Below are 26,423 nucleotides of genomic sequence, written 5' to 3'. Positions count from 1 at the left end.
TTTTGTGTTGGTAACTCAATAATGAATGATAAAGACCTTTCTACCTGGCAGACGTTTTGCCGACTATGGCCAATTGTCTCTCCGTTCAGGATTGGGCTGATAGTTGCTGCGGTTGCACTGATCCTTAATGCTGCCGGTGATACGTTAATGCTTTCATTGCTTAAGCCTTTACTTGATGAAGGTTTCGGCAAAGCAAGCAGTGATGTACTGAAATGGATGCCACTGATTGTGATTGCTTTAATGATTATGCGGGGGCTATCCGGGTTTGTATCAAGTTATTGTATCTCTTGGGTCTCCGGTAAAGTGGTAATGCAGATGCGCCGTCGTCTGTTCAGCCATATGATGGGGATGCCGGTGTCATTCTTTGATCAACAATCTACCGGGACACTGCTTTCCCGCATTACTTATGATTCTGAACAGGTGGCCTCCTCCTCTTCCAGTGCACTGATTACCGTGGTCAGGGAAGGGGCATCCATTATCGGCCTGTTTATCCTAATGTTCTACTATAGCTGGCAGCTATCTATGATCCTGATTGTGATTGCGCCGATAGTGTCATTAGTTATTCGTGCCGTATCGGGGCGGTTTCGCAGTATCAGTAAAAATATGCAGAACAGCATGGGGCAAGTCACAGCCAGCGCTGAACAAATGTTGAAGGGGCATAAAGAAGTGCTCATTTTTGGTGGGCAGAAAGTAGAAACTGAGCGTTTTAATAAAGTCAGTAACCATATGCGTCAGCAAGGCATGAAAATGGTTTCTGCTTCATCAATTTCTGATCCTATCATTCAGCTTATTGCCTCGTTTGCTTTGGCCTTTGTCCTGTATGCAGCAAGTTTCCCGGATATTATGGAAACACTGACAGCGGGTAAAATTACGGTGGTGTTTTCATCAATGATTGCGTTGATGCGTCCATTGAAATCGTTGACGAATGTTAATGCGCAATTCCAGCGAGGCATGGCCGCCTGTCAGACTCTGTTTTCGATTCTGGATATGGAACAGGAAAAAGATGATGGCAAGCGGGAGCTTAAAAAAGCGAACGGTGATATTGAGTTCCGTAATGTGACTTTCTGCTATCCAACCAAGGAATTACCGGCGTTACAAAATATTTCCATGTATATCCCGGCGGGAAAAATTGTTGCTTTGGTAGGGCGCTCTGGTTCTGGTAAATCCACAATAGCGAATTTGCTGACCCGTTTTTATGATGTCAACGAAGGTAATATTTTGTTGGATGGGCATGACTTGCGGGAATATACGCTCTCTTCCTTGCGTGGACAGGTTGCTCTGGTATCGCAGAATGTGCATCTATTTAATGACACGGTAGCGAATAATATTGCTTATGCCAGTGAAAACCGATACAGCCGTGAAGAGATTGAGAAAGCCGCTGAGATGGCTTATGCAATGGATTTCATCAGGAAGCTGGATAACGGCTTGGATACGATGATCGGTGAGAATGGTGTGCTGCTTTCTGGCGGTCAACGTCAGCGTATTGCTATCGCACGTGCCTTGTTGCGTGATTCTCCGGTTTTGATTCTTGATGAGGCAACCTCGGCGCTGGACACGGAATCTGAACGGGCAATTCAGGCAGCATTGGATGAATTGCAGAAAAACAGAACCTCGCTGGTTATTGCACATCGTCTATCAACCATTGAAAACGCGGATGAAATTCTGGTGATTGAAGATGGTCATATTGTTGAACGAGGTAATCATCTCTCTCTGCTGGAACGAAATGGTGTCTATTCACAACTACATCGGATGCAATTTGGTCAATGATTGAACGCATATGGTCAGGCCGCTCATGGCTTTATTTGCTGTTGTTACCTTTTTCAGCCCTTTATGGGCTGATAAGTGGCTTACGGTGGTTGAGTTATAAAACAGGGTTAAGGCAATCTTGGAAAGCGCCTGTACCTGTTGTGGTCGTGGGTAATCTAACTGCCGGCGGTAATGGTAAAACGCCGGTAGTTATCTGGCTGGTGGGGCAGTTGCAGAAAAAAGGTTATCGGGTTGGTGTTGTTTCCCGCGGCTATGGAGGTAAAGCGGAAAGTTATCCTCTGTTGGTGACTGAAAATATCACTACGGCTCAAGCCGGTGATGAACCGGTATTAATTCATCGTCGTACTGGCGCACCAGTGGCTGTTGCGCCAAAACGGGTTGCAGCAGTGAAAGCGTTACTGGCAGATACGTCATTGGATATTATCGTGACTGACGATGGCTTACAGCACTATGCTTTGCAGCGGGATTTTGAAATTGCGGTTATTGATGGTGTTCGCCGTTTTGGTAATGGCTGGTGGCTGCCGGCAGGTCCAATGCGTGAATTATCTGGGCGATTGAATCGGGTTAATGCCATTGTTACCAACGGTGGTACTTCTCAGCCAGGCGAATTATCCATGACATTAGCTGGCGAGTTAGCCGTGAATATGGTGAGCGGTGAAAAGCGCGCCGTGAATCTGATACCTCGCGCTGTTGCTATGGCTGGAATCGGCCATCCACCTCGGTTCTTTGCGACCCTGCAACAGTTGGGGGCTGAGTTGCAAAAAGAGTATGCATTTGCCGATCATCAAATGTACACCGAAGAGCAGTTGACTCATCTGGCTGATACAAACCAGAATTTACTGATGACGGAAAAAGATGCCGTTAAGTGCTTTAAATTTGCCCGGCCAAATTGGTGGTATTTACCGGTAGATGCCCAATTACCCCAGGAAAAAGGGCAGGCAATGCTGAATGAAATAGATTCATTATTGGAAGCGAATAAACAAGTTTAAGTAAATCTTATATACCTGATAGATTTCGAGTTGCAGCGCGGCGGCAAGTGAACGAATTCCCAGGAGCATAGATAACGATGTGACTGGGGTGAGTGAAAGCAGCCAACAAAGCAGCAGCTTGAAAGATGAAGGGTATAAGCAAATGTACTACTCGAATTAAGTGTATTTTAGCGTATTGAAACTGAGACGAGGTTCTATTCGAAAACTTAATCAAGAGTAAAAAACATCAAAAACAATAAATTAAATTATTGTGAGATGAACAAATGGGGGATTTATCATGACATTACAATTAAAGATGGGCCGAGTGAAATGGTTTGATGAGAATAAAGGATATGGTTTTATTTCTCCACAAGATGGGGGGCAAGACATATTAGTCAGAAGAAAAGCGATTGCTAATACAAAAAGCAAATCACTCACAGAAGGACAAAATGTAGAATTTTCAATTACTCGTAACGGTTATAGCTTAACTGCAACCGATGTAATTGCATTTTAAGACTTCATCTCATTAGATTATTTTATTTGTTGCTCTTTAATGATTAAAGAGAGAGCTAAATCGGTTCTCAGACAAAAGCATAACATCTCCTGAGAGGGTTCTGAACCTTCACATTTCCTCTATTTGGATTTTTGTGAATGATATTGGGAAAAGGATCGAAAGATCAAATAACAAGAGTTAACGGTGATACCAGGCTTATGTTATTCTGGGCCGCATCAAATAAAAGCTCCATAACGGGAGGATGTATATGGATCACCGTTTACTCGAAATTATTGCCTGTCCTGTATGTAACGGAAAACTCAGTTACGATAAAGAGAATTTTGAACTTATCTGTAAGTTGGATCGACTTGCATTTCCTGTACGTGATGGTATTCCCGTCCTGTTAGATCACGAAGCTCGTGAATTACCTCTGGATGAGGAAAAATAAAGCATGTTCACCGTTATTATTCCAGCCCGCTTTGCTTCAATCCGTTTACCCGGTAAACCTTTAGCCGATATTCACGGCAAGCCGATGATTGTCCGTGTTATGGAACGAGCGAAGCGTTCAGGTGCTGAACGCGTTATTGTGGCAACAGATAATCATGATGTTGTTGATGCCGTTGTGGCGGCGGGGGGAGAGGCTTGTCTGACCAACGAAAATCATCATTCTGGTACCGAACGGTTAGCTGAGGTTATCAACAAATATCAATTTTCTGATGATGAAATTATCGTTAATGTTCAGGGGGATGAACCATTAATTCCCGAAGAGATTATTAAACAGGTTGCAGAGAATTTGGCGGGCTGCAAAGCGGGAATGGCAACGTTGGCCGTGCAGATTCATGATGCAGAGGAAGCTTTCAACCCTAATGCTGTGAAAGTCGTTATGGATAAACAGGGCTATGCGCTCTATTTCTCCAGAGCTACTATTCCTTGGGAGCGCGACCGTTTTATTCAATCACGGGAAACGATTGGAGATAATTTCCTGCGTCATATTGGTATTTATGCCTATCGCGCGGGTTTTATCCGTCGCTATGTACAATGGGAGCCAAGCCCGTTGGAGCAGATTGAAATGTTGGAACAACTGCGGGTACTTTGGTACGGCGAAAAAATTCATGTTGGGATTGCATTAAAAGCGCCGGGAGTGGGCGTTGATACCCCGGAAGATTTAGCCGCCGTCAGAAAAGTTTTTGCTGAAATCTCATGATTTGTTTGAACCCATTATCGAGTTAACGAAAGCGCGTCATTTTATTACTATTTGTGTTTTCGTTTCTCCATGTTATTTCAAGGCATGGTTTGTGGATCATTTACCGGTTGAGCATGCTCTGATGTTTGTGGGGATGCTGAACTTTTCGACGGCTTAATACGTTGCCAGAGGGTGCCTAAAGTTTCATACCATACTCGTTCCGAATAAGACAGAAAGTAAGCTGAGGGCAGATATTTTTCCCAAGGATGTAATGGTGAAGTGATCGCTAATTGGTTAGCTGGGCCGGGAATGGGGTTCAATCCATGTTGTTTAAAGAAAGTGATTGCCCGCTGCATATGATTGGCGGAAGTCACTAAAATAAAGGGTTGGTTACCAATCAGTTTCTCAACCTCATTGGCTTCTTGCTCAGTATCCATTGGTTTTGTCAGTGCGATCGTATCTTCTGCGGGCACGCCGAGCGATTGGGCTACGATAGCGGCGACTTCAGCACTGCTTTTAGTATTCACTCCTTTACCACCGGTAAAGACCATTTTAGATCCGGGGTTCAGGCGATATAAACGGATGCCTTCTGTCACTCGTGGCAAGCTGTTGTTAAGTAAGTTTGAACTGGGTGCCCAATTTGGGTTATAAGTGAAGCCGCCGCCAAGAACGACGATATAATCAACCGGTGGATTGATGTGACTGGGATCAGCTTGATCGCTTTTGGCATAAACCGATTCCAGTGGTAACAGCAGCTTATCGGCAACAGGTTGCAAACTTAGTAGAAGTAGCGTGAGCCAACTGAATGTCAGAACCGTTTTTCCTGTTTTTTGCCAACGGGTGAACCACAGCAGTAATAAAGCGGCAAATGAAATTAGCAATATTAATGGCAGAGGCATCACCATTGCGCCGAGGTACTTTTTAAATAAAAATTGCATTTATTTACCTTAATTTGGTTGAATTGTAGCCATGTGGTTCACAGTTTGTTGTCAAAAGTGGTTATATCAACGAATGCTGTGCCAAAATAGCAGCCAGCGTAATGAAATCTCAACAGATAAATCAGATCTATACCTAATAGATTTCGAGTTGCAGCGAGGCGGCAAGTGAACGAATCCCCAGGAGCATAGATAACTATGTGACTGGGGTGAGTGAAAGCAGCCAACAAAGCAGCAGCTTGAAAGATGAAGGGTATATTCCATTAGTGAGGCAGTTTTTCATGCGGGATCGCAATTTCGATGATATTGCAGACAAATTCTCTCGTAATATTTACGGCACAACCAAAGGTAAAATCAGGCAAGCCGTTGTCTGGCAGGATATTAGCGAATTACTGGCTCAATTACCTCAACGTCCACTACGTATTTTAGATGCGGGTGGCGGAGAGGGAAATATGGCATGCCAATTAGCTGAATTGGGTCATCAAGTGATATTGTGCGATTTATCAGAAGAGATGATCCAGAGGGCAAGGCTGGCCGCGGAAGAGAAAGGGGTCAGCCAAAATATGCAATTTATACAAAGTCCGGTACAAGAAATTAGCCAATATATAGAGCAACCGGTAGACTTGGTATTATTCCATGCAGTACTTGAATGGATTACCGATCAGAAATATGCAATAGAAGTGCTAATGAATATCATTAATCCGGGTGGTGCTCTGTCTTTAATGTTTTACAATGCCAATGGTTTGGTCATGCGTAATGCTATTTTAGGTAATTTTCATTTAGCGACACCCAATATACAACGTCGCAGGAAACGTTCATTATCGCCTCAGAATCCATTGGCGCCTGAGCAGGTATATCAATGGCTTGATGAATTAAATATGACGATTACCGGCAAAACAGGCGTGCGTGTTTTTCACGACTATTTGCAAAATCGCCAATTACAGAATGAAAACTTTCCGGCGTTGCTGGAATTAGAGCAGCGTTATTGCCGACAGGAGCCTTATATCAGTTTGGGGCGTTACATTCATGTCATGGCACGTAAGCCAGCTTTAACGGTTTAAAGGACAAATTATGAGTGAATATTCCCAGACTGTCCCGGAACTGGTGTCTTGGGCCAGGAAAAACGACTTTTCCATCTCCTTGCCCGCGGAAAGACTGGCTTTTCTGATGGCAATCGCGGTGTTGAATAGTGAGCGTCTGGATGGCGAGATGAGCGAAGAAGAGCTGGTTGATGCCTTTCGTGAAGTTTGCAAAGGATTTGAGCAGACCACGGAATCTGTCGCGGTGCGGGCCAATAATGCTATCAATGACATGGTGCGCCAGAAACTGCTTAACCGTTTTACCAGTGAACTGGCCGATGGCAACGCAATCTATCGCTTAACACCGCTGGGTATCAGTATCAGTGACTACTACATTCGCCAGCGGGAGTTTTCTACCTTACGCCTCTCTATGCAGCTTTCAATTGTGGCGAATGAGTTGCACCGGGCGGCAGAGGCGGCGGAAGAAGGGGGCGATGAATTTCATTGGCACCGTAATGTTTTTGCGCCGCTGAAATATTCTGTTGCAGAAATCTTCGATAGCATCGACATGTCTCAGCGCGTCATGGATGAGCAGCAAAGCTCGGTTAAAGAAGATATCGCGGCGTTGCTGAATCAAGATTGGCAGGCAGCGATTGCCAACTGTGAGCAACTGTTATCCGAAACATCAGGGACATTGCGGGAACTCCAGGACACACTGGAAGCGGCGGGAGATAAACTACAGGCCAATTTGCTGCGCATTCAGGATGCGAATATGGGCAGTGGCGGATCAGAACTGGTTGATAAACTGGTATTTGATCTGCAAAGCAAATTGGACCGTATTATCAGTTGGGGTCAGCAGGCGATTGATTTATGGATCGGCTATGATCGTCACGTTCACAAATTTATCCGTACCGCGATTGATATGGATAAAAACCGTATTTTCTCTCAGCGCTTACGTCAATCGGTTCAACACTATTTTGATAACCCATGGACCCTCACGATTGCTAACGCCGAACGTTTGCTAGATATGCGGGACGAAGAATTGACGTTACGTAATGAAGAAGTGACCGGCGAACTGCCGTTAGAACTGGAATATGAAGAATTCAGTGAAATAAACGATCAACTGGCAGCAATGATTGAAAAAGCCCTGTTGGTATATCAGCAGGAGCAACGCCCACTGGATTTGGGGGCGGTACTAAGAGACTACCTTGCTCAACATCCGCTTCCCCGTCACTTCGATGTGGCGCGTATTTTGGTGGATCAGGCTGTGCGGTTGGGTGTTGCAGAAGCGGATTTCTCTGGGTTGCCAGCGGAATGGTTAGCGATTAATGATTACGGAGCCAAGGTACAGGCACATGTCATCGACACATATTGAACAATTTATGCCGGTTAAACTGGCACAGGCGTTAGCCAATTCACTTTTCCCGGAACTGGACAGCCAGCTTCGCGCGGGCCGTCATATCGGGATAGATGATCTTGATAATCACGCTTTTCTGATGGATTTTCAGGAGCAATTGGAAGAATTTTACGCCCGCTATAATGTGGAGTTGATCCGTGCACCGGAAGGCTTCTTCTATCTGCGTCCCCGTTCAACGACCTTAATCCCGCGCTCGGTATTATCAGAGCTGGATATGATGGTAGGAAAAATCCTCTGTTACCTCTATCTCAGCCCGGAACGTCTGGCTAATCAGGGGATTTTTACTGCTCAGGAGCTGTATGAAGAGCTGATCTCATTGGCCGATGAAGGCAAGTTGATGAAATTTGTCAACCAGCGCTCTTCCGGTTCCGATTTGGATAAACAGAAATTGCAGGAAAAAGTGCGCACGGCGCTGAATCGGCTGCGCCGTCTGGGTATGGTCTATTTCCTGCCAAATGACAACAACAAATTTACCATCACTGAGGCGGTATTCCGTTTTGGTGCGGATGTACGCAGTGGCGACGATCCTCGTGAAGTCCAACTGAGGATGATCCGTGACGGTGAGGCAATGCCGGTTGAAGGCGGCTTATCGCTTGATGATAGTGAAAATGATGAAACACCGGATAACTCAGCAGAAGATGCGGGAGATGAACAACCATGATTGAACGCGGTAAATTTCGTTCACTGACGCTGGTTAACTGGAATGGTTTTTTTGCCAGAACATTTGATCTTGATGAATTAGTGACCACCTTATCAGGCGGCAATGGCGCGGGTAAATCCACCACGATGGCAGCTTTTGTCACCGCGCTGATCCCTGATTTAACCTTGTTGCATTTCCGTAACACCACCGAAGCCGGTGCCACTTCCGGTTCTCGTGATAAGGGTTTGCACGGCAAGTTGCGAGCGGGGGTCTGTTACTCAACGTTAGATGTGATTAACTCTCGCCATCAGCGAGTCATCGTTGGGGTGAGGTTGCAACAAGTGGCGGGGCGTGACCGTAAGGTCGATATCAAACCCTTTATGATCCAAGGCTTGCCAACCGCTATTCAACCTACGCAGCTATTAACTGAAAATGTGGGTGAAAGGCAGGCGCGCGTATTGCCGCTAAATGAACTGAAAGACCGCCTTGATGAAATGGAAGGCGTGCAGTTCAAACAATTTAACTCCATCACCGATTATCATGCGCAGATGTTTGATTTGGGGGTGATACCCAAACGCCTGCGTTCAGCGAGTGATCGCAGTAAATTCTATCGTCTGATCGAAGCTTCCCTGTATGGCGGTATTTCCAGCGCCATTACCCGTTCCTTGCGCGATTACTTGCTGCCGGAAAACAGTGGGGTTCGGAAAGCATTTCAGGATATGGAAGCGGCGCTGCGTGAAAACCGTATAACACTGGAAGCTATCCGGGTAACCCAATCTGATCGCGATCTGTTTAAACATTTGATCACCGAAGCGACTTCTTACGTTTCTGCTGATTATATGCGTCATGCCAATGAACGTCGCACCCATCTGGATCAGGCATTAGCATTGCGTGGAGAACTGTTTGGCAGCCATAGGCAACTGGCGACTGAGCGGTATCGTCATGTAGAGATAGCGCGAGAACTGGCTGAGCAGAATGGCGCCGCTACTGATTTAGAAGCTGATCATCAGGCGGCCAGTGACCACCTGAATCTGGTGCAGACAGCCATGCGTCAGCAGGAAAAAATTGACCGCTATCAGGGGGATCTGGAAGAGCTTTCTTACCGTTTGGAAGAGCAGACTGAGGTTGTTGAAGAAGCAGCGGAAATTCAGTCTGAATATGAAGCCAGAGCGGAAGCGGCAGAACAGGAAGTCGATGAGCTGAAAAGCCAGTTGGCGGATTACCAGCAGGCATTGGATGTTCAGCAAACCCGCGCCATTCAGTATCAACAGGCGTTACAGGCGCTGGAGCGCGCCCGAGAGCTGTGTCGGCTATCGGATCTTTCCGCTGATAATGCAGAAACATGGTTGGAAACTTTTCAGGATAAAGAGCAACAGGCAACAGAAGCCCTGTTGGCGTTGGAACAGAAATTAAGTGTTGCCGATGCGGCTCATAATCAGTTCGAACAGGCGTATCAATTAGTCAAAAGTATGGTTGGTGAAATCAGCCGTAGTGCAGCATGGCAGAGCGCTCGTGAATTGCTGCGTGATTGGCCGGCACAGCAACATCTGGCGGCTCGTGTGCAGCCATTGCGGATGCGATTGGCTGAACTGGAACAGAGTTTGAACAACCAACAGGATGCTGAGAGTTTATTAAGCGAGTTTTGTAAGCGACAGGGGCGACAGTATCAAGCCGAAGATCTGGAAGCGTTGCAAAATGAACTTGAAGCCCGGCAAGATGCGCTGAGTCTGAGTGTCAATGAAAGCGGTGAACGCCGTATGGAGATGCGTCAGACGCTTGAACAACTGAAACAGAAAATTCAGTCATTGACTGCTCGTGCGCCGGTTTGGTTGGCTGCACAGGATACCTTGCATCAACTGTGCGAACAGAGTGGTGAAACACTGGCAAGCAGCAATGACGTGACCGAATATATGCAGCAGTTGCTTGAGCGTGAGCGTGAAGCCACGGTAGAGCGTGATGAAGTTGCCGCACAGAAACGTGAGTTGGAAAAGCAAATCGAGCGTCTCAGTCAGCCAAGTGGTGCGGAAGACAGCCGAATGATTGCGTTGGCGGAACGTTTCGGTGGGGTTTTGCTGTCAGAAATTTATGACGATATCACCATTGATGATGCACCGTACTTCTCCGCCCTGTATGGGCCTGCCCGCCACGGCATTGTAGTGCCAGATCTCTCTTTGGTGCGTCCACAGCTTGAAACGCTGGAAGATTGCCCGGAAGATCTCTATTTAATTGAAGGAGATCCGCAATCTTTTGATGACAGCGTATTTAATGCCGAAGAGCAAGAAAGTGCGGTATTAGTCAAATCCTCTGACCGCCAGTGGCGTTATTCTCGTTATCCTGAATTGCCGCTGTTTGGTCGTGCTGCCAGAGAAAACCGTTTAGAAACTTTGAATTTGGAACGTGACACTTTGGCAGAGCGTTATGCCACGCTCTCTTTTGATGTGCAGAAAATCCAGCGTGCGCATCAGTCGTTCAGTCAGTTTGTCGGTAAACACCTCTCTGTCGCATTTGATACCGATCCAGAAGCGGAAATCCGCGAACTGAAACAGCAGCGTACAGACTTAGAGCGGGAGCTATCCCGGTTTGAAGAGCAGACTCAACAACAGCGCCAGCAATATACTCAGGCTAAAGAGAGCCTGACCGCATTAAATCGTTTGCTCCCCCAAATCACATTACTGTTGGATGAAACCTTAATCGATCGCGTAGAAGAAATACGTGAAGAATTGGATGAAGCGCAAGAAGCCGCCCGTTTCTTGCAACGGCATGGTTCGGCACTGGTGAAGCTGGAACCGATGGTTGCTGTTCTGCAAAGCGATCCACAGCAGCATCAACAGTTGCAACAGGATTATGAAACCGCCAAACAGAACCAGCATCAAGCTAAACAACGGGCTTTTACGCTGGTGGAAATGGTACAGCGTCGTGCGCATTTTAGCTACAGCGATTCTGCCGGTATGCTCAACGAAAATGCGGATCTGAATGACAAACTGCGTCAGCGTCTGGAACATGCAGAATCGGACCGCAGCCGCGCCCGCGAACAACTGCGTCAACAGCAAGCGCAATATTCCCAATTTAACCAAGTGCTGGCATCCCTGAAAAGTTCTTACGAAACCAAACAGGATATGCTGAAAGAGTTGCAACAGGAGATGAAAGCTCTCGGTGTTCAGGCAGATGCTAATGCAGAAGCGCGTGCTCGTGAACGTCGGGATCACCTGCATGAAGCGCTTAGCGCTAACCGTTCCAGAGTCAATCAGCTTGAGAAGCAGATTGCCTTTTGCGAAGCGGAAATGGAAAGCTTGCAGAAAAAGCTGCGTAAACTGGAACGCGATTACTATCAAATCCGTGAGCAGGTGGTTTCTGCCAAAGCGGGTTGGTGCTCAGTGATGCGCATGGTGAAAGACAACGGTGTTGAGCGTCGTCTGCATCGTCGTGAACTGGCGTATATGGAGGGGGGCGCATTACGCTCCATGTCGGATAAAGCACTGGGTGCATTGCGTCTGGCAGTAGCTGATAACGAACATCTACGCGATGCGCTGCGTTTATCCGAAGATCCAAAACGCCCTGAACGTAAAATTCAGTTCTTTATTGCTGTTTATCAGCACCTGCGTGAACGCATTCGTCAAGATATTATCCGCACTGACGATCCGGTTGATGCCATTGAACAGATGGAAATCGAGCTGGCCCGTTTGACAGAAGAGCTGACTGCTCGTGAGCAAAAATTGGCTATCAGTTCAAAAAGTGTGGCGAATATCATCCGCAAAACCATTCAGCGTGAACAGAACCGTATCCGAATGCTAAATCAGGGATTACAAGCGGTCTCCTTCGGACAAGTTCGTGGTGTGCGGTTGAATGTAAACGTGCGTGAAAGCCACGCGATATTGCTGGATGTGCTTTCTGAACAGCAGGAACAGCATCAGGATCTATTTAACAGCCAGCGATTAACCTTCTCGGAGGCAATGGCAAAACTGTATCAGCGCCTGAATCCGCAAGTAGATATGGGGCAGCGCTTGCCGCAAACCATAGGTGAAGAGTTGCTGGATTATCGCAACTACTTGGAACTGGACGTTGAAGTTAACCGTGGATCTGATGGCTGGTTAAAAGCAGAGAGTGGGGCGTTATCGACCGGTGAAGCGATTGGGACCGGCATGTCGATTCTGGTGATGGTGGTGCAGAGTTGGGAAGAGGAATCCCGCCGTCTGCGTGGTAAAGATATTTCCCCTTGTCGGTTGTTATTCCTTGATGAAGCGGCGCGTCTGGATGCCAAATCTATCGCGACCTTATTTGAATTATGCGAACGCCTACAAATGCAGTTAATTATCGCCGCGCCTGAAAATATCAGCCCTGAAAAAGGGACCACCTATAAACTGGTGCGTAAAGTATTTAACAACCACGAACATGTTCATGTGGTTGGGCTGCGAGGATTTGGGCAGGATGTTCCGGCAACTCAATTGATTTCAGATGCTATCGCTTAATTAAATGGATGGTTTACGGTCATTATAAGTTGGGAAAATAAAGAAAGTGCGCCACGGATGGCGCAATAGATTATTGACAAAGTGCGGGTTTTTTATCTGGCACTCTGTTTTAATTCAGCTCCGTTCACCAGACGGAGCTTGCTGCCATGTTAAGGTGCTGGTGTAAACAGGGGAGTTAGACGAGTTAAATCTATTTCCTGTTTAACTTGTGCCAAGCTATACGCTTCCTGGAGTCTCAGCCACATTTCCGGCGTACTGCCGATCACGCTGGCTAAACGAACCGCCATTCCTGGCGTTACTGCCGCGTTACCTTCAACAACACGCCCAATAGTTGACGGTGAGACATCCAGCGCACGTGCAAGCGCTCTAAGACTAATATTTAAGTGCTCCATCTCGTCAGAGATATAGCGCCCCGGATGGGGTGGCATACGTTTAGTCATTAATGATAGTCCTCGTAGTTCAGTATATAAACATCACCATCGTTAAATTCGAAAGTTAATCTCCAGTTACCCGATACGCTTACCGCCCAAATACCTTTTCGATCTCCTCCGCGAATGAGTTGCCCCATTATATTGCCACAATAATAACGCCTTGGTGGGGGATTAAACCGGGTTAATGAGGAAAATGGATGGCGCAATAGATATTTAGCTTGAAAAATTGTACCATTATTTTCTGCTTATTAAGATTCGGTATTATTGATACGGGAAAAGGACATATTATGCGGAAGACAACATATATACCTAATAGATTTCGAGTTGCAGCGAGGCGGCAAGTGAACGAATCCCCAGGAGCATAGATAACTATGTGACTGGGGTGAGTGAAAGCAGCCAACAAAGCAGCAGCTTGAAAGATGAAGGGTATAGCGTTGCAAAGGGAAATCTTGCTTTAATTATGGATCAAGCCTTTCAGGATGGTGCGCCAATATTGATCACCAGACAAAACGGTGGAGATTGTGTCATTATTTCAAGTTCAGAATATGCAAGTCTTGAAGAAACCGCTTATTTATTACGATCATCAGCTAATGCAAAACATTTACTTAAATCATTAGAGCAGGTGAGTGGTGGGAGTTTGCAGGAAAGGCAGTCAGATAAATAAACGCGTTAATAAAGAAAATGCGCCAAGGGTGGCGCAATAATTATTCTAATCTAGCAAGTATTTTTAGTTTATGTCAGAGGCCAATTCAAGAACACCACGCTATCATTGTAATGACTATTGGTACCATTTTCAGCACCGATAATAGCTGTTCCCGGATTTCCATCAAATGTATTATCGAAATAACGAAGTTTGCATGGTTTGCCATCTCCTGCAATCTCAATACAGATTTTGCCTGTACCTGATGTGTAGGCTTTAGTCGCTATGAGATTATTTTGACCTTTACCGGTTAATGTATCTACCAGAAGATCATCAATATATACTTTTACAGTTTGCGAAATATTTGTATTAGCGTAGGCTATCAGGCCGAATCTAATACTTTGAGGTAACTTGAAACAATATTTACCCGTATCATTAGTACCACATGTTCCATTACAGACTTTACTATTGCCTCCATTATTGTCTCGGTGACTGCCTAATAAATCAGTGTCGACCGATACTGCCGCTTGAACATTTTTGAAGGCTAATCCTCTCCAACCATTATTATCGCTGGAGATAATGATAGGCCCGGCATCAAGTGCATTCAAATTTGGGTCGAACCGAATAAAAGAATCACCTTTGAAAAAATAAATAAAATTTCCATCGATATCTGGCCATGAAATAATAGCATCCAGATTGCTACTAAATTTTTCATATTCCTCTGTCATTCCCCACCGGTCTGAAATAGTACTTATCTTAACTGTGTGTAAATCGATGGTGTAATCTATGCAATGTCTACCTTTAAAGAAACAAACGGTGTTGGTGGTCAATTCTATGGCTGCATCTATTCCATTTTCAAGTTCTGTTCCTTTTAATCCAGGCCAGCCATCTATAATGAAGTTTGGGCCGTCAACGACCTGTGCTTTCTCGATATCGAATTTAAGATATAGTGAACCTTTAAAAAAATATAAAAAACCATTTAAATTAATAACATCGTCAATATATCTTTGGAACCCGGTAGGCAGGTTGGGCCAATCTTTACCGATGGGTTGGGGATAATCCATGTATGTATTTAAACATTGATTATTGAACTTAATGTTCTCTTCATTTAGGAAGAAATAACTAGATATATTCATTGTTATGTATCCTTTGTGGTTAGAAAATAAGAGATAATTTAAATCTTTTTGGTGAAATGGAATTAAAGTTTCATAATAAAAGCCAATAAATAATAAGGTGGAATAATATCAACACTATGATCATGTGCAAGAGACGATGCCGTTGCCGGGTGGTTATGTCCTTGTCCTCCTCCTGTGTTTGATGTGTTGGCATAAAGATTAGATCCTATTGTAGGTTTCTGCCATATTGAGCTATCACGGCTAATATCTATTTGAAATTCGGTTCGGGGATAATGGCTATAACCATATTTCATTCCAGTCCAGAAGCAATAAGACATACCCCCAATATGTTTATGACTAGGTATTTGTGACTCTGTTAATATTGTATTTTCCACAGTAACATTTACAGAGACTGTTGTTGATGTTGTATTTTTGGGAAAGCTTTTTTCGGCACCACTACCATTAGCTTTACTACTGCTTTGCCCTGTTTCAGAAAGAGTTTCACCGCACATGACAAAACGACTTCTTAAATCTGGGGTTCCATTATTACCATCACAAAAAGCCCAGCCTGTAGGAGCATCCATACCGGAGAACATCATAATCATTCCTTTTGGCAGCATATTATTGGGATCAATACTGATACCGTTACTGTCTACTTTAATACCATTACCCGCTTTTACATTTAGTCCATCTTTATCTACTTTTAAGCCGCCGTTAGGGTTAATTTTTATTGCTTGTGTATAGTCATCACCTGGTTTTCGTGCTGAATGTGGATTATCAGTCCGATCGGGCGTTTTACCAACTGTATGGCGATCCAGAGTATTGGTAAGCTCTGTGTTGGATTCTGAAGTGGATCGGTTATATTTTTTTTCCATTTTTATCACCTTGTATATGATATTGGGTTGTTTTGTTTATCAATGAAATTGATGATTTTTTCCTTTATTTACTATTTGCATTTAAAATATAAAAAGCGTTTATTACTTGGTTTTTATTGAAAAGTATAGCTACCGCAATAACATGATTTATAGATGTTATTGTTTATATTTAAAAATTTAATCAATCGTTATTTAAATAATTTTTCGTGAAACAAAACAATTATGGGCGGGGGATTTTTAGACGCAACATCAATTAATAACAGAGATTGTTATCTGATGTTTATTTTCTCTGGTTGTTCAATTTTAAGTATGACAGATCGGGGATAATGAATAGGGTTGTTTTTATTGCTTGGGATAAGTGGATTGGTTTTATTTTCAATGCTGGCCTTTTGCGACACCCTCTTTAGGGTGAAGAGGATGTCAAAGTGGAGTTCTGTTTCATCACGAAGAGCGAAGGTGGATTACAGGTAAGCTCAGTATGAAAAATAGAGCTTACAGTAATCCAATAATCGTTTATGGCTTAATAACTTGATCTTCAATATTAAATTTGAATAATGCATCTTCATTTAAAGTTCTTGGTAGTAGCATTTTAACAATAGGCAAAAATTTACCTGTTGCGTTTTTATAATCACGCTGATCTGTTTGTGCATCAGCTAAACCTGAATTTTCTGAATAAAAAAGGGCTTCAATAGGTAATTTACTAGGATCATTTTCTTCCCAGGTTGACATTCTGATTTCATTCTGTTTTGGTGGCGTATTCGGAGTACGTGGAAGTTTTTTGATACTTTCTAACATTTGATAGAAAGCTATAGCTGGATTATTTACATCTTTAGTAACATTAAATCCACATTGAAAAAGATCTTGAGAGTTTACTTTCCTATAATTTTTTATCCAATCATCGGAATTCATCACATTTTGTTCTTGGCAAGATTTACCTTTACCTGTCGCCTTAGTAATATTTTCACCACAGCCTTTATTCGTTCTCTCATTTGTATAGCCATCAATAGGAAATGCACACAATACAGAAAAATCGACGCTATCTTTAGGTGCTATATGTTCAGGAAAAACAATAAATCCATTTTTATAGCCATAAGCTAAGCGTTTAAACTTAGCGTCTTTCCTTAAATAGGAAAAAGAAACACCACCACTTTTTATAGATGATGGGCTAGGTTGCCAAAATTTATGATTATTTGAATGTATAGTGCCACGCAATATAATGCCAGAGCAAAGAAAAGCAGGTGATTGAGCATCACCACAATCTTTAACGATATTATTATATTGTTGGGTTAATATACTCGCAATATTATTTTGTACCTCGGTTTTATTTTCCGTTTGAGTGAAAGCAAAAGTATTTGCTGAAAAAAAGACAATACTAAGGAGCAAACCTACGATAGGCTTTTTCATAAAATCCTCACTTAATTTAAAGTGTATTAATTGAAATTAAATTATTCCTCATTCACTGCCTAGTAGAGTTTTTCACTGTTTTGTTTATATCACAACTATCAGATTTGATAGTTGTTCTAGTCAATTATTGGACTAATCTTAGTATTAACATTTTGAAATATTTAACAATACCCAGGTTGAACTATGATTGACTTGTATGAATTTTATTCAGATTGTGTTGTTGAGGAATTTAATGATCTTCATTTTGTTATTAAAACCATTCAATCTATTACTGATATAGAATGGTACTCTCTCTTTTACTCTTCAACTAAAAATAATATTAAAGAAGCAAATTTCATTACCAATAATGATCAATTAGCCTTAACATATCAGAAAGAAAAATATATCAATAACAATCCCATTTTTGAATATTGCATAAAAAACACTATCCCTTTCATATGGGATTGCAATAAACTAGAAGAAAAATCACTTTTTTTACATGAAATTAAAGATTATGGCATAAACCATGGCATATCTTTTCCTATGCATGGTATTAATCATGATTTTGGAATTTTAACTTTATCTTTTTATTGCAAAGAAGATGATTATACAAGGACAATAAATAAAAATTTCAATCAACTAATGGCATTAAGAGATATAATACTACATTATTTAATTATTTTAAAGAACAAAAAAAACAACATTAAATTAAGTGAAAGAGAAAAAGAAGTTTGTTCTTGGTATTTAATTGGCAAAACAACATGGGAGATATCACGCATACTTAATTGCTCAGAAGCAAATGTTAATTTTCATTTTAAAAAAATTAGAGAAAAATTTAATGTTAACTCTAGAGGTGCAGCCATAATAAAGGCCATTGAAAATGGCCAAATAGAATTATGAAGCCTTGTTTTACTATCAAATCTGATAGTTGTGATATAAACAAAACAGTGAAAAACTCTACTAGGCAGTGAATGAGGAATAATTTAATTTCAATTAATACACTTTAAATTAAGTGAGGATTTTATGAAAAAGCCTATCGTAGGTTTGCTCCTTAGTATTGTCTTTTTTTCAGCAAATACTTTTGCTTTCACTCAAGCGGAAAATGAAACTGAGGTACAAAATGATATTGCGAGTATATTAACCCAACAATATAATAATACCGTTAAAGATTGTGGTGATGCTCAATCACCTGCTTTTCTTTGCTCTGGCGTTTTGATGAGAGGGACTCGTCCTGGATTTAACTTTTGGAAGTTAAATCCATCTTCTATAAAAAATAATGGAGTTTCTTTTTCATATTTAAGAAAAGATTCTAAATTTGGCAATACATTTGCTAGCGTTAATGGTTTTATTCTTTTTCCTGAACAGATGGCCCCTAAAGATAAGGTTAAAGTTCCTGTATTATGCTCCTATGTTCTTGATGCAAATACTTGGGGGCGTCAGGGAAATTATTGTGGTGCACCGCCTAAACCTTCAGATGCGAAATCATGCCAAGATTTTGGTGTTTTCACCGCTCATCAATTAAATAAAGCTATTGCAAGAAAATCTGCATGGGGAATCTGTGCATTTGATGTTAGACCGACGGCTAAAAACCCAGCAGATGCTTTTTATCAAACATTACTTGCAATGCCTTATCATGGTAATGGTTTAAATTATAATGAGATAGTCGTTCAACCTTGGGATGAGAATAAGCCACAAACATTACCTATTGAAGCCCTTTTTTATTCAGAAAATGCAGGTTTAGTTAATGCACAAAAAGATCAACGTGATTATAAAGATGCAACAGGTAAATTTTTACCTATTGTTAAAATCAAATTACCTAAAGGTGTAAATGTAAAACAGGCAACAGATGCTGTATTTACATTTGACCCTAAAGATCAAGTTGTGAATCAGTAATGTAATATTTTAGTTATATACCCTATGGATTTCAGATGCATCGCGACGGCCATTTATTTTACGGTATTAATGAGTAGAAAATAAAAAAATGCGCCACGGATGGCGCAATAGATGTTATTAGCCCCGGAAACCTTGCAGAGATGTCGTAGTAGCCGTTGAACCACCACAAACAATGACCAGCACGTTTTTCATTTCACTGACATCGATTTGCTGATCATAGAGAACGGCAAGAGATGCCCCACATGCCGGTTCAACCAGAGTACGGTGGTCATCTAGGAAGGCTAGGCAGGCATCCACCGCCTGTTTATCACTCACCGTTAAGGAAATAATTTCTCTCTCACTCACGAGGTTAAATGCCTGTTGGCACACCTGACGAGCCCCCAGGGAAGTCGCTACCCCCGTCAGTTCAGGCAGTGATACCGGGTGACCAGCCTGTAATGCAGCGCGGAAAGATGACATCCCGCTCGTCTCAACCGCGAAGACAGGGATATCCAGATCGTTGCGGCGAAGGCCAGCATCAACCCCTGAAAGAAGACCGCCACCTCCGACGGAGAGGATTACCGCATCAGGACGCAAACCTTCGGCCACCACTTCGTCGATCATTGATGCATGACCTTCCCAGATAAGCGGATCGTCGAAAGGATGAATAAACGCATCATCATTGTTCAGTAGTGACAGAGCCAGTTCATTCGCTTCTACCCAGGTTTTCCCGTGTACTCTGACATCAGCCCCTTCCAGCCCCAGCAGATGACGTGCGCGCTCTGATGTTGACTCGGGTACAACAACAATGACGGGTATCCCCAGTTTGCGCCCGGCATAAGCAACGGCCAGACCTGCATTTCCGCCAGAAGAAGAAATGAATCGGCGTGCACCACGGGCATAATGCTGCTCGCAGGCATGACCAACTCCACGGATCTTAAATGAGCCGGATGGCTGCATTGCCTCCATCTTCATCCAGACGCGGGTCTTATTCAGGCGGCCCAATGGCAGTGACTCCAGCAGAGGAGTATTGATACTCAAAGACATGTGGTTAACTCCGTAAATTTCGGGGGCTCAGGCCAGTGCCTAAACTTCCAGTTCGACATCAAGATCGAACGCAAGACGGCTCACGACAACAGTAGTACGTGCCGGAAATCCGTCAGAAAAATGGGTACGAATGGCGCATGGGCGCATTATCCATCACCGCTTTTAAGTTCATCGAGATAGTTGTAAATGGTATAGCGGGTGACTCCGAGCGCAGCTGCGGCCTTCTCCACACCACCTTTGATAAGGAATATGCCTTTTTCCTGCATATTCTTTACCGCCAGTAAATTGGCTCGTTTGGTATCCGCGCGGCGGCTGCCAGAACTGAGAGCCGTCGTGGTACTGATGATGTCCCGCATCAGATCTTCAATATTGTCGTGACTGGCCTCAGATGAAGCGTCTTCCTGCATGGCTGGTTGCACGTCTGGTCGAATACCTGCCAGTGACTGGAGAAGCCTGAGTGCCTCATCAATGCCGGAGTTATCCACATTGATGCAGAGTGCAGCGTAAGGTTTACCGGTGCGATCGCGGTAAAGAGCGGTGCTGCTTCGCAACGCTTTTCCGTCGCGGGTGAGCGTTTCGTAATCCAGCAATAAAGACACGGGTTCATTTTTGTTCTCCATTGCACTGATAAATGCGCGATCAGTCCGCATACCAGCCAGCACCGAATCGCCTTTTTTGCGCCCAGTGACACCTGCGTTAGCAATTTCAGTTATTGAAAAGGCCGGATTTCGCAGGTCATGAAGGACAATTTCGGTATTGCCGGCCAGTACACTACCCAGTGCGCGTACAGTTGCCGACAGTATGTTAATCATATCTTGGGCATAATTTTGTTTATCAGATACGGTCATAATACAGCCATTATTAAACATAATGTTGAACAAAATATCAATAAAAGACCTTTTGGTCAACAAATTGTTGATTTAAAAAATCATCGAATGTAAAACTGAAAAACCGGCAAAGCGCAACCTAAAGCAATGGGCTGCATGAGCTGGTCGGAAGGTGTGATGGGGCGAACTGGAACTCCCAGTCGCGATATGGTTTGGTGATGAAATGCCTAGTTGACCGGGATTCGTTAAAAGAGGGCACTATCCAGAATCCCCTTGATATAATGGCACTTTCTTTTTAAGAAAGTGCCATTATAAATTATTGAATTAATCAAAATCGGCGATTCTTGCAACTGCTTAATATCGAGATAGCTATCTTGTATATCAGATTAGCCTTTATAAAACGGCAGAGAATATAATTCGGACAGGCTATAACAACCGTTTTTTAAGTGAATTGATAACCTCAATACTATTGCCTTTCTTGCCCGGTGAAACGATAGCGTCTTCCGATAATACTTTGACGCTCACCTTGCCATTATCATTAGCCAACAGCGCATAGCTATAGCCCGCTCTAATAACTGGTCTTCCCGGATTGATTTCATCATAGTTAAAAACACTGACATTTTCTGCGGTATTATCAATCACAACTGCCTGTTTTCCCATATAGGTAATAACACTTTGATCATACTCTGCAAAAATATTCACCAAATCGTTATTTTGTTTGTTAACCGCAATTGGTTTGCTATCCGATAAAAGGGCTTTATGACTCTGACCGGTAGTGACAACGCCATCTTGGCCGGTTTTCCATTCATTATCACCCGGTTTCTGGCCCGTATGATAGGCAAAGAAATAATTATCCTTCACGGCATACATCATGGTACAACCGCTTAACGCCCCAGACGTGACAATGACCGGATACCCAGGCCGAATATCTCGCAAGGCAATTTTTATTCCCACTGTTCCCGATGCGCCATTAACCACATTAATACCGGTAATATTGCGGCCTAATCTATTTTTTCCCCAATGCTTTCCTATCGTTCCTGAACCGGATTCTGAAGAGGTCACTTGGTCACCACGAAATCCCGTAATAACATCATGAAAAGGGTTCTCCTGATCAGCGTCACTATTTCTCAAAGACCTCGCCTGAGTAAGTTGCTGATTGCTGTCATAACGATGTGCTGTCACCGGTATATCGATTGGGGCATTGTCACTACCCACTAATAATCCCTTTTTTTTCAGCGGGGAAATATTGCCTTGATTAAGCACCTTATTCGCAATAAATTGTTTGAACATTGATAAACCCTCTATAATAATTAATTTTTTACGTTTAATATTTATCTGAAAATAATCATTCAGAGATATTCTTCCTATTATACCCAGAGACTTTCATATCTTTGGAGGTAAAGGTGTTGGCTTCAATTGAAGGCTCACTGAATAACCACCGATTAGATTTAGGTTTTATATTTATGATATTAGGGGCAGCGGCTATTTTCTGATAGTGAAGTTGCCATTGTTTTTCCTCTGGGTTAAATTTTAAGAATGCAAAACCATAGGTATTTTCTATAACTTTGCCATCAGCTTCGTGGTATCCATAATCGCGAAATTCCATTGCTGCAATCATACCCATTCCGTGATCAATATTCTGGTTATTATATTCAACATCTTCTTGACCACCTTGTACGTGCCGAACCCGGAGAATATCTTTATTCATTTTATCGACAACAAATGAACATCCACTAAAGCCTGGAGTAAATACATACTGTGGATGGAGACTGAGATTGGGTTGTGCCGGGATATCAACATATCCTCCTTGTGGGGCCCAATAAGCTAAAATGGACATGTTTTTATCCGGCATTTCTTTTTGATGGGTATCGACAATTTTTAATGCGTTGAATGGCAGAGTTCCATCTGAGGGTTTAATTTGTAGTGCCTTGAACACCAGATTTTCGTTTCCTTCTTTGTTATTTAAAATATCTTTTACTTCTTTTGACATGTTTATTTTTTGCGGATTAATTAAATCAGTAATAATCGGTTGTGAAGTCAGTGCGCTTTCACTTAATATATCAGACATTGCTATGGGGTTGGTGCTATATTGTTTTTGTTTCGAAGGGGACGGAATAAAAGGTTGTGCACCTTTTATATTTCGTTCATTCCCTGTTCTTAATTTTTTATCTAACTGTAAATCCAATCCTAATCCCAATGAACAGTTATTCATAGTATTATATCCATTAGAATATATCGAGCGTTTTCCCGTTCTATTTCCTGAGTGTTTAACTTCTTCACTGTATTTGTTGTTTGGCATATTATTACCTGTTAGTTTTTGGTGGGCGATTTAAATGGAAATAAAATTAAATTCCAATTAATTTGTCAGAGTTTTCTTTGGAGATAATAATACTGACACCATTTATCTCAACAACAGCATTTTGGCTATTTTGCCATTTTGAAAGAGTATCCTTTATTTTGGATAAATAAGTTAAATGGGTAATGCCATAAGTTTCAAGAATAATGCTTATATTTTCTTGACTTTCATTACTATTTGTTGTTGTGTCAGTTATCAGGCGCACTTTAGAGAGGGCAAGGCGAATATCTTCTGTACCGCCCAATTCGGCATATAATTTATTTGCCAGAGCTTGATTGATTTGTGAATTATTTAGGTTTGGTTTTTGCTGCACAGAAGCGGAGATTTGGCTAATCGGTGTAATATTGTCCTTAATATCTTGCAGTTTCATTGGTACGGTAATGGAATACATTAAAGAGAGGCGCGGGCGATTACCCAGAGCCTGCCAGAAATTACCCAGGCTGTTTAAGTTCTCCTGTTGTGGAATAATTCGGGTATAAGCACCGGGAATGCCGGTTAATTGACGGTTGTTAATTAATGCATTTAAAACTCGCGTCATCACTTGCGTGGCTTGGTTATTGGGCTGGCTGTTTGGGTTGGAGCTGTCACTAGAGGGGTTATTAGCCTCCCAGTAAGTAATTAAATAGTTACAATTGATATTGATCCATCCCGGTAATAATGTGCTGGTTACCGGGTTATAACGTCTTGGTTCGGCGGAACGTAATTGCAGATCTTCATGTATATCGTAAAGAAATATGCTTACGGTGGGTTCAGATTGGATGGCATTAATTTCGGGCAGGTCAAAACGGATATCAATTTTATTGCCATTGATATTTAGATACTGGGATAAGATATTATTTAATGCGTTATTTACTTCAATAATCGCATTGTCAGAAGCAATTAGGGTTGTCATGTTTATTCCAATTTTATTGAATATTTAAAAAACCAATCGGCCAGTTTTATTTAATTCAAGTGTAACGGCGCGATCTATATGTTTATTTTCGATTTGTTCACCGTGATCATGCTTCGCTAACATTGATGCTAATAAAGCAATATTTCTGATATTAGCGCCGGTTAAATCAGCCCGTTTAGCCAAATGTTCAAGATCAAGTTCATCAGACAGTGTCAGTTGCTCCGGCCAAATGGTTTGCCACATTTTTTTACGTAGTGTTTCATCAGGATAAGTAAAACGGGTAATAAAGGTGAAGCGACGATTAAATGCGCTATCTAAATGACTACGATTATTGGTGGCTAAAATCACTAATCCCGGATAATTTTCCAGTCGTTGCAATAGGTAAGAGACTTCAATATTAGCGTGTCTGTCTTGGGCGTCCTTGGTTTCGCTGCGTTTGCCAAATAGCGCATCCGCTTCATCGAAAAACAGCACGCCAGAATCTGCTTCGGCTAAGTCGAAAATGCGAGAGATATTTTTTTCCGTTTCACCAATATATTTATTCACCACGGTAGAGAGATCGACTTTAATCAAATCCACACCAAGATGCCCGGCAATCACTTCGGCGGCCATTGTTTTGCCGGTACCGGATTCTCCGTAAAATAGTGCACTAATGCCGGTGCCATAACCAATTTTTTCCTGAAAGCCAGCACTAAGAATTTGGTCACGGTAATAAATAGCCGCAATAATCTCTTTTAATTGTTGCGCTAATGCATCGGAAATGACTAAATCATTAAAGCTACGTTTGGGGGTTATTCGTTGAGCTAATTTACCGAAATTTTGTTGAGCGCGGAAACTTAATGCCTTACGCAGATCGATTTCTGTTAATTGGCCTGCCGGTTGCCGTAAGATTTGGTATTGACTCGCTTCTTGAAGGATTAGCGGTAATGTTTCGGCGGTAAATGAAAAACGTTGGCATAACTGAGTAATATTGATTTCCTGAGCGATATTATCCGGTAAGTTTGCTGCCAGCATGGTTTCTTTATCTGCCAGAGTCAGTGCGGGCATATCAATTTGCACCATTGGCAGATGTTTAATCCATATTAATGTATCACTCGGTTCTACCAGACAAATTACCTTTAATTTTGGTTGGTTCAATAATGTAGATAATTCGTTGTGCCATATTCTCTTTTCTTCTTTCAGTAAAGAGAAATTGCGGATTAATAAGCAGGCATGGTGTAACCTGACTTCCCGGACTGCGTCCATCAGCAAGTTAGGGTTATTTTCCTCCGGTAGTTGAGCTAAGTCTAAAGTTAATGTACTGATATCATGAGATGCCATAATATGACTGACAGCTAATTCTCTGGCGCTATCCGGTTTTCCTCTGAGTATGATCAGCGGGCGTATTTCATCGGTTTCATTTAGTAATATTTTTTCAAGTGAATGATAAAGAGTTTGTGGATACCAAAGATGTGAAGCCGGAGAATGCCAATAAGCACAAGTTGTCAGCGGCGGTAAAATAACTTGCTGGCCTGATAAGCAATGCCAGACAGCGCTATGAGTTAGAAATTGGGTTTGTAACCAAATAGACTCTTCGTGATTATTGAGCCGTAATAGTTGGTTATTGATTAACGGTGTTTGTGGTAAGAAGCTGTTTTGCAGTAATTGCCGGTCACTTTGGCATTGGCTAAATAGTTCAATAGTTAAAGCAAAACTGGGCCACTGTTTTTTACTGTTACCATGCAGAGCGGCAAATAACGCATGATAACGGTTATCGAAATGCGGTAATAAACCTAATAATAAAACATCACGCTCAAATTCAGTGAGTTCAAAACATTCGATTAATCGTGATAATGCATTGGGATTTCCTTCAATTTCAGGGATATTAATAATATCACCCTGTTTGGTTATCCAATGAGGAATACCCTGTGGCTTTACCAAATGCTGTTTTAATTCATCTTCGGTAAGTAGAAAGCTTTCCGGTAAATAATCGTATTTTTCTCTGTTTTGGTAATAGTAATGTTGTAACCGCAGATCAATACGTTCCAGATGGGGATAAATCCAGCGCAATTCTGTCACCATGTGGTGATTATTTTTAAGTAAAGAGTTCATATAAAC

At 42.5% G+C, this 26,423-nt stretch carries 23 protein-coding genes and 1 pseudogene; 12 read left to right on the top strand and 12 right to left on the bottom strand.

All coding sequences use genetic code 11. The features are described 5' to 3' along the window. The first annotated feature begins 18 nt into the window (after positions 1–18). The 5 genes from msbA to kdsB all read left to right on the top strand — a co-directional run bounded on the left by msbA (position 19) and on the right by kdsB (position 4,432). A complete protein-coding gene (msbA, locus tag KZ793_RS00495) occupies positions 19–1,767 on the top strand; it encodes a lipid A ABC transporter ATP-binding protein/permease MsbA (protein WP_225812614.1) in 1,749 nt (582 codons plus the stop codon). Further along, the gene (gene lpxK / locus KZ793_RS00490) at positions 1,764–2,756 is read left to right on the top strand and encodes a tetraacyldisaccharide 4'-kinase (protein WP_225812557.1); all 993 of its coding nucleotides are present in this window, start codon (positions 1,764–1,766) and stop codon (positions 2,754–2,756) included. Before msbA ends, lpxK begins: the two co-directional genes overlap by 4 nt. 277 nt (positions 2,757–3,033) lie before the next feature. Next, positions 3,034–3,249, top strand: coding sequence for a cold-shock protein (locus KZ793_RS00485; RefSeq protein WP_021325185.1), 216 nt, complete (start codon positions 3,034–3,036; stop codon positions 3,247–3,249). A 247-nt stretch (positions 3,250–3,496) separates the two neighbouring features. After that, a complete protein-coding gene (locus KZ793_RS00480) occupies positions 3,497–3,676 on the top strand; it encodes a Trm112 family protein (protein WP_049585246.1) in 180 nt (59 codons plus the stop codon). Between the two features lie 3 nt (positions 3,677–3,679). Continuing rightward, complete coding sequence (gene kdsB, locus KZ793_RS00475) at positions 3,680–4,432, top strand: 3-deoxy-manno-octulosonate cytidylyltransferase (RefSeq protein WP_225812555.1); 753 nt, start codon at positions 3,680–3,682, stop codon at positions 4,430–4,432. Between the two features lie 77 nt (positions 4,433–4,509). Here the strand turns inward: kdsB and elyC are convergent, their stop codons facing one another. Further along, positions 4,510–5,349, bottom strand: coding sequence for an envelope biogenesis factor ElyC (gene elyC / locus KZ793_RS00470; protein ID WP_225812553.1), 840 nt, complete (start codon positions 5,347–5,349; stop codon positions 4,510–4,512). 278 nt (positions 5,350–5,627) lie between these two features. Here elyC and cmoM point away from each other — a divergent pair, with 278 nt between their 5' ends. From cmoM to mukB, 4 genes are read left to right on the top strand one after another with little or no spacing between them, the layout of a single operon-like run. Further along, positions 5,628–6,407: a tRNA uridine 5-oxyacetic acid(34) methyltransferase CmoM gene (gene cmoM, locus KZ793_RS00465; RefSeq protein WP_011145927.1), complete on the top strand. Its 780-nt coding sequence runs from the start codon at positions 5,628–5,630 to the stop codon at positions 6,405–6,407. 10 nt (positions 6,408–6,417) lie between these two features. Further along, positions 6,418–7,740: a chromosome partition protein MukF gene (gene mukF, locus KZ793_RS00460; protein ID WP_225812551.1), complete on the top strand. Its 1,323-nt coding sequence runs from the start codon at positions 6,418–6,420 to the stop codon at positions 7,738–7,740. Beyond that, positions 7,721–8,443 carry a chromosome partition protein MukE gene (gene mukE, locus KZ793_RS00455; RefSeq protein WP_225812548.1) on the top strand — a complete coding sequence of 241 codons (723 nt, stop codon included), beginning with the start codon at positions 7,721–7,723 and terminating at the stop codon, positions 8,441–8,443. Before mukF ends, mukE begins: the two co-directional genes overlap by 20 nt. Then, positions 8,440–12,888, top strand: a complete 4,449-nt coding sequence (mukB, locus tag KZ793_RS00450) for a chromosome partition protein MukB (RefSeq protein WP_225812546.1) — start codon at positions 8,440–8,442, stop codon at positions 12,886–12,888. The genes mukE and mukB overlap by 4 nt, the downstream gene beginning before the upstream one ends. Positions 12,889–13,037: 149 nt before the next feature. Here the strand turns inward: mukB and KZ793_RS00445 are convergent, their stop codons facing one another. Both KZ793_RS00445 and KZ793_RS00440 read right to left on the bottom strand, forming a co-directional pair. After that, a complete protein-coding gene (locus tag KZ793_RS00445) occupies positions 13,038–13,328 on the bottom strand; it encodes a HigA family addiction module antitoxin (protein ID WP_225812544.1) in 291 nt (96 codons plus the stop codon). Beyond that, a pseudogene (locus KZ793_RS00440) lies at positions 13,328–13,435 on the bottom strand (type II toxin-antitoxin system RelE/ParE family toxin); the annotation flags it as partial. The pseudogene KZ793_RS00440 and the gene KZ793_RS00445, both read right to left, overlap by 1 nt. 296 nt (positions 13,436–13,731) lie before the next feature. Here KZ793_RS00440 and KZ793_RS00435 point away from each other — a divergent pair. Further along, the gene (locus KZ793_RS00435; protein ID WP_225812605.1) at positions 13,732–13,983 is read left to right on the top strand and encodes a type II toxin-antitoxin system prevent-host-death family antitoxin; all 252 of its coding nucleotides are present in this window, start codon (positions 13,732–13,734) and stop codon (positions 13,981–13,983) included. 68 nt (positions 13,984–14,051) lie between these two features. Here KZ793_RS00435 and KZ793_RS00430 read toward each other — a convergent pair whose 3' ends face one another. The 3 genes from KZ793_RS00430 to KZ793_RS00420 form a co-directional block, all read right to left on the bottom strand. Beyond that, complete coding sequence (locus tag KZ793_RS00430; protein WP_225812542.1) at positions 14,052–15,095, bottom strand: fucose-binding lectin II; 1,044 nt, start codon at positions 15,093–15,095, stop codon at positions 14,052–14,054. 62 nt (positions 15,096–15,157) lie between these two features. Further along, positions 15,158–15,949: a tail fiber protein gene (locus KZ793_RS00425; protein ID WP_225812540.1), complete on the bottom strand. Its 792-nt coding sequence runs from the start codon at positions 15,947–15,949 to the stop codon at positions 15,158–15,160. A gap of 513 nt (positions 15,950–16,462) precedes the next feature. Continuing rightward, positions 16,463–17,353 (bottom strand): N-acyl homoserine lactonase, encoded by an 891-nt coding sequence (locus KZ793_RS00420; RefSeq protein ID WP_225812538.1) that lies wholly within the window; start codon positions 17,351–17,353, stop codon positions 16,463–16,465. Between the two features lie 183 nt (positions 17,354–17,536). Here KZ793_RS00420 and KZ793_RS00415 point away from each other — a divergent pair, with 183 nt between their 5' ends. Then, positions 17,537–18,232, top strand: coding sequence for a helix-turn-helix transcriptional regulator (locus KZ793_RS00415; RefSeq protein ID WP_225812536.1), 696 nt, complete (start codon positions 17,537–17,539; stop codon positions 18,230–18,232). Positions 18,233–18,355: 123 nt separating this feature from the next. Continuing rightward, a complete protein-coding gene (locus KZ793_RS00410) occupies positions 18,356–19,225 on the top strand; it encodes a hypothetical protein (protein WP_225812534.1) in 870 nt (289 codons plus the stop codon). Positions 19,226–19,342: 117 nt separating this feature from the next. Here KZ793_RS00410 and KZ793_RS00405 read toward each other — a convergent pair whose 3' ends face one another. From KZ793_RS00405 to KZ793_RS00380, 6 genes are all read right to left on the bottom strand, one after another. Further along, complete coding sequence (locus KZ793_RS00405; RefSeq protein ID WP_225812532.1) at positions 19,343–20,251, bottom strand: pyridoxal-phosphate dependent enzyme; 909 nt, start codon at positions 20,249–20,251, stop codon at positions 19,343–19,345. Positions 20,252–20,397: 146 nt separating this feature from the next. Next, positions 20,398–21,099: a helix-turn-helix transcriptional regulator gene (locus KZ793_RS00400; RefSeq protein ID WP_225812530.1), complete on the bottom strand. Its 702-nt coding sequence runs from the start codon at positions 21,097–21,099 to the stop codon at positions 20,398–20,400. Positions 21,100–21,504: 405 nt separating this feature from the next. Beyond that, positions 21,505–22,368, bottom strand: a complete 864-nt coding sequence (locus KZ793_RS00395) for a cytotoxic necrotizing factor Rho-activating domain-containing protein (RefSeq protein WP_225812528.1) — start codon at positions 22,366–22,368, stop codon at positions 21,505–21,507. 55 nt (positions 22,369–22,423) lie between these two features. Next, the gene (locus KZ793_RS00390; protein ID WP_225812526.1) at positions 22,424–23,377 is read right to left on the bottom strand and encodes a hypothetical protein; all 954 of its coding nucleotides are present in this window, start codon (positions 23,375–23,377) and stop codon (positions 22,424–22,426) included. A gap of 46 nt (positions 23,378–23,423) precedes the next feature. After that, positions 23,424–24,326 (bottom strand): DUF4255 domain-containing protein, encoded by a 903-nt coding sequence (locus KZ793_RS00385; RefSeq protein ID WP_225812525.1) that lies wholly within the window; start codon positions 24,324–24,326, stop codon positions 23,424–23,426. A 24-nt stretch (positions 24,327–24,350) separates the two neighbouring features. Continuing rightward, on the bottom strand, positions 24,351–26,417 hold the full coding sequence (locus tag KZ793_RS00380; RefSeq protein ID WP_225812523.1) for an AAA family ATPase: 2,067 nt from the start codon (positions 26,415–26,417) through the stop codon (positions 24,351–24,353). Between the last annotated feature and the right edge of the window lie 6 nt (positions 26,418–26,423).

The organism is Photorhabdus antumapuensis (assembly GCF_020387775.1).
GTDB classification, from domain to species: Bacteria; Pseudomonadota; Gammaproteobacteria; order Enterobacterales; family Enterobacteriaceae; genus Photorhabdus; species Photorhabdus antumapuensis.
Note: the sequence above shows the minus strand (reverse complement) of the source record. Positions and strands in the feature narration are given on the sequence as shown.